At 43.1% G+C, this 534-nt stretch carries 1 protein-coding gene; it reads right to left on the reverse strand.

Annotation, left to right across the window (positions count from 1 at the left end):
- Positions 1 to 98: 98 nt before the first annotated feature.
- The coding region (locus J3B89_RS21055; protein WP_215399552.1) for a hypothetical protein at positions 99 to 534 on the reverse strand (436 nt) is incomplete at its 5' end.

The following is a 534-nucleotide window of genomic DNA, read 5'->3' on the forward strand; positions in this document are numbered from 1 at the left end:
ATAACGCTTTGCTAATTGGCTGCCGCAGCGCAGCGTAGGCAGTCCAGTGGAGGCCACGCTTTTTGTGGCCGGAACGAAATTAAGCAATTTGTTAGCAGTTACCACTGAACATCCCCTGGTGCAAAAGCACACACAATACAGCCATGGTAAGGATCTTTGCTGCTTTCATTAAGTGCCCAGTGCCAATCAACGACTTCAGTGTCGGTTGGAAATAATAACTTTACGCCGTTTTCAAAAATAAGCTCAAGACTCGAATCTGGCAGTAGTGCTACGCTAGTAATGCTCTTTTGAAGAGTTGACGCAAGTATAATGCTCTTCGCAACATGCTCTTTATCGACGGCTTCTCCGGTAGGTTGATAAATTGCCAGTAATTGTTCAGTCAATTTCTCCTCGTCTGAACAAGTGACATTGTTAGCAATGAGCCAAAAACTATCGAAATCTAAGCCGTAGGTATATCCTACTCTAAACAATGAGTAGAAATTTCCGAGCAGTTTTTCTTCTAAAATCTGAATTGCGCTCATAACTTCCCTGTAC

The organism is Rheinheimera oceanensis (genome assembly GCF_018831085.1).
Taxonomy (GTDB): Bacteria; Pseudomonadota; Gammaproteobacteria; order Enterobacterales; family Alteromonadaceae; genus Alishewanella; species Alishewanella oceanensis.